This is a genomic window from Herminiimonas sp., assembly GCF_030645555.1.
Taxonomy (GTDB): Bacteria; Pseudomonadota; Gammaproteobacteria; order Burkholderiales; family Burkholderiaceae_D; genus Oxalicibacterium.
Map to the genome: position 1 here is coordinate 1 of NZ_JAUSME010000149.1, position 3,849 is coordinate 3,849.

General features: G+C 53.7%; 4 protein-coding genes and 1 pseudogene. 3 read left to right on the top strand and 2 right to left on the bottom strand.

Translation table 11 applies throughout. The features are described from left to right. A pseudogene (locus Q7T06_RS06030) lies at window positions 1–803 on the bottom strand (YgiQ family radical SAM protein); the annotation flags it as partial. 288 nt (window positions 804–1,091) lie between these two features. On the opposite strand from Q7T06_RS06030, the gene Q7T06_RS06035 reads away from it, so the two are divergent. Continuing rightward, the gene (locus tag Q7T06_RS06035; protein ID WP_304781874.1) at window positions 1,092–1,727 is read left to right on the top strand and encodes a hypothetical protein; all 636 of its coding nucleotides are present in this window, start codon (window positions 1,092–1,094) and stop codon (window positions 1,725–1,727) included. Window positions 1,728–1,891: 164 nt separating this feature from the next. Beyond that, window positions 1,892–2,605, top strand: a complete 714-nt coding sequence (locus tag Q7T06_RS06040) for an rRNA pseudouridine synthase (RefSeq protein ID WP_304781878.1) — start codon at window positions 1,892–1,894, stop codon at window positions 2,603–2,605. Between the two features lie 151 nt (window positions 2,606–2,756). Here Q7T06_RS06040 and Q7T06_RS06045 read toward each other — a convergent pair whose 3' ends face one another. Continuing rightward, the gene (locus tag Q7T06_RS06045) at window positions 2,757–3,059 is read right to left on the bottom strand and encodes a hypothetical protein (protein ID WP_304781881.1); all 303 of its coding nucleotides are present in this window, start codon (window positions 3,057–3,059) and stop codon (window positions 2,757–2,759) included. Window positions 3,060–3,286: 227 nt separating this feature from the next. On the opposite strand from Q7T06_RS06045, the gene Q7T06_RS06050 reads away from it, so the two are divergent. Continuing rightward, the coding region (locus Q7T06_RS06050; RefSeq protein ID WP_304781885.1) for an MCP four helix bundle domain-containing protein at window positions 3,287–3,849 on the top strand (563 nt) is incomplete at its 3' end.

Below are 3,849 nucleotides of genomic sequence, written 5' to 3' on the forward strand. Positions count from 1 at the left end.
GCATCGTCGGTCTTGCAGCCTGCCGTATTCTTCATCTTCATTTCATACGGATCGGGATGCGGTTCGATCTTGCCCGGCGTATCGACACGCGTCGAATTCGCTTCGGTCCACTCCGGCGTCGGCTTCCAGCCGGCTGGCACCATGAAGGCAGTGCCGCGCAGATCGCGGATAGTCTCTATAGGTTCGCCGGCAGCCAGGCGATGTGTAAGGTCGACCAGTGCGCGTTCTGCATTGCCGAACAATAAAATGTCGGCCTTGGAATCCGGCATGACGGAACGGCGGACCTTGTCCGACCAGTAATCGTAATGTGCGATGCGACGCAGGCTGGCTTCTATGCTGCCGATGACGATGTTAGCACCCGGGTATGCTTCGCGCGCGCGCTGCGCATAGACGACCAGGGCGCGGTCCGGCCGTTTGTTGGCCTCGCCGTTGGGCGTATAGGCATCGTCGGAGCGGATCTTGCGGTCGGCCGTATAGCGGTTAACCATGGAATCCATGTTGCCGGCCGTGACGCCAAAATAGAGGTTCGGTTTGCCGAGCGCACGGAATGGTTCGACAGACAGCCAGTCGGGCTGGCTGATGATGCCGACGCGGAAACCCTGTGCTTCCAGCAAGCGTCCTATCAATGCCATGCCGAAGCTGGGGTGATCGATGTAGGCGTCGCCGGTTACCAGGATCACGTCGCAGCTATCCCAGCCGAGCACATCCATTTCCGCGCGCGACATCGGCAGGAATGGAGCGGGCTTGGTATTGCGCGCACGCTTTACAGGATAGGAAAACAGATTTTTTGGCTGAGCGCTCATCGAATGCTATGGTTGGAAATGACGTGGCCTGATGGCCTTCATTTCGCTGGAGGCGAGGAAGGCCACAGTATGACAGTTTTGGCGTATGACGAGGATGCTTAAAGCAAGCCAATTGCCGTGATTTCTGGCCGGGCCTGGAGGCAGGCATTGCTTTAATGATAAATAAGGACTCAGTTTTTTCTTTTTTTAGCCGATATACCTCATATGATCGTGGCAAACTCAAACCTAATATTGTCAATGAGATCATATTTTTGTTGCTGGATTGATCACTGAGGACATGTCGTGAACATGACGATTTCAAACAATGCGCAGCGGCCAGTGACGGTGCCTGCAGCCACGTCGAGTGCAGCGACTGCAACACTCCCGTCCGAGAAAGCCGATGCATCGGCGGTGGCTGATAAAGTCACGCTGGGCGAGCCGGCGACCGAGACCACTACCTATACAGACCCACGCGCGCATGGGACAAAAGCCCGTCCTGACGTCGCCAGCATGCTGGAAGAGTCTAACCGCAAGGTGCAGGAAATCATCAACCTGATCCTGCCCCTGGTCGAGCAACAGGGATTGAATCTGGCCAAGGTCGTCAGCGGCGAACAAAAACTGACTGCCGATGCTGCCACCATAGAAAAAGCCAAAGCCGCGATAGCCGAGGATGGCGAGCTCGGTGTACGCCAGGTTGCGGAACGCATCTTGAATTTTGCGAAGGGCGCGATCGGCGGCGATCCTGCCAGGCTGGCGGCGATACGTGCTGCGGTTGAAAAAGGTTTCAAGGAGGCGGGCGATATGCTGGGCGGAACCTTGCCGGAGATCAGCCAGAAAACCCATGCCGCGATCATGGAAGAATTCGATCGCTGGGAAAGCGCAGGCTTGCCATCCGGCGCTACCGTGAGCCTGCCTGTCAAGGACGAAGCCGCTGCCCAGGCTTGATACCGCAGCCAGCCTTGCCGCTGCAGGATGAGTGCGCGCCTGCGCCCGTATTCCGCGCGTATTCAATCAATGCAGACATGTCGATGCGCAAAACTGCGCGCTAAAACGCTTGCGGTAGATGTGCGGCAAGCTGACAATAGCCATCTTTTTCAGATTGCCTGCACATGACCGATTCCATCCGCCTCGTCAAACGCGTCGCCGACGCTGTGCCATGCTCGCGCCGCGAAGCCGAGCAGTATATAGAGGGCGGCTGGGTGACGGTCGACGGTGCCGTTGTCGAAGAAGCCGGCTATCGCGTGTCGCCGCAACAAGAGATACTGCTGTCGCCGGATGCAGTTCTGACCGCGGTTGAGCCTGTCACTATCCTGTTCCACAAGCCGGCCGGCATGGATCTCGATGCTGCGCTGCAAAGCATCACACCGGATAATCTGTATGCGGAAGATCGCTCCGGCATCCGTTTCCTGAAAAAACATACCGTCGATTTGAAGCCCACCGATGCACTGGAAACCTATGCCAGCGGGCTGGTGGTCTTTACCCAGGATTGGCACATCGCGCGCAAACTGATCGACGATGCAGCAACCATAGAGCAGGAATACATCGCCGAAGTCAGCGGCGACTTGATCCCCGATGGCCTGGCCTTGCTGAACCATGGCTTGAGCTTCAACCGCCGGCCCCTGCCGCCTATCAAGGTCAGCTGGCAAAATGAAACGCGCCTGCGTTTTGCGTTGAAAGCGGGACAGCGTGGACAAATTGCACACATGTGTGAAATGGTCGGCTTGACGCTGATCAGCTTGAAGCGCATCCGCATTGCGCGCATCCCGATGGCGGGTTTGCCATCCGGGCAATGGCGCTATTTAAAAGGGTATGAACGATTCTAGTTGCGCTATTTTCTTGAAGAATAGCCAGTCAGTTATTGAGATCAATTCTCCTTTATATCAATTGTGAAATCTGCCTGCGCAGCGTGCCACATTTTCTGTATAAATCGTATTGATAATATTCGCATCGGCGATTCAATCCGGTGTAAAGTTCTTACAGGCAATGCTTGATTAAAGTCGCCGTGTTTGTGTAATTGAATGGTGTATCAATCGCCGATGGATACAGATGGTTCGGCAAAAATAAAAAAAGCAGTGAAGTCTGGAGACAAGCCTGGTACTCATGCAGGATTTTATCGCCGCCCTGGCAACAAGCCGTGCGCAGGATAAGGATTGCATCATTTTCCATCTGCCGCGCAATTCCGTTTCCACATGCAAGGTAAAACGCTGCATGTTCACTATGTAACAGTCTTGTCAATTCCCACATGGTCTTGGCACTATATTTTGATTTGACCGTCAAGATTGGGATTTAGTCGCCGTTATATGACAGACGTATGACAGATATTTCCTGTGTAATGTTGTTTGTTATGCGGCACAGTAAGTACACAGTCAGTGCATGCAGCTTGCTTGCAGTCTGACTGTGATCAAGCCGCAATTTTTGCCCGCACCTTGCTTGCATGGATGCACACTCTGAAAATGAGATAGCAATAGTTTTTACATTAAGAAAATAATTTTGGAGGAGACAGCATGCGCATTGCAAACATGAAAATAGGTACCCGCCTGGGGATGGGCTTCGGGCTCGTTATATTGCTGGTAGCCGCCATGGGCGCGACCGGCATCATGCGCCTGAATAATATCAATGACGCCAGTCGGGATATGGTCGATGGCTCGCTGAAAAAACAAAAGGCAGCCAGCGACTGGCTGTTGGGAACCAGCGTCAATGCCGCCCGCACGCTCGCACTGGTCAAGGCAGGAGATCCGGCCAGCCAGGAGTTCTTCCAAAAGGCAATTGCTGCACAGAGCAAGAAGATTACCGAGATACAAAAAGGGATAGAAGAGTCGCTCAGCGAAGCGAAGGAAAAAGAACTGTTTGCTGAAGTCGGTAAAAAACGTACCGTATATATCGATATCCGCAAATCCATCATCGCCGTTAAAGATACCGGCAATGTCGCTGAAGCCAATCAGATGATAGACACCAAAATGGTGCCGGCGCTGGATGCATATGTCAACAGCGTGGAGGATGTGCTTGCCTACTATCAGGATGAAGTGAAGGTGGCAGATGAATCGATCACAGCTGACTATGTTTCCGG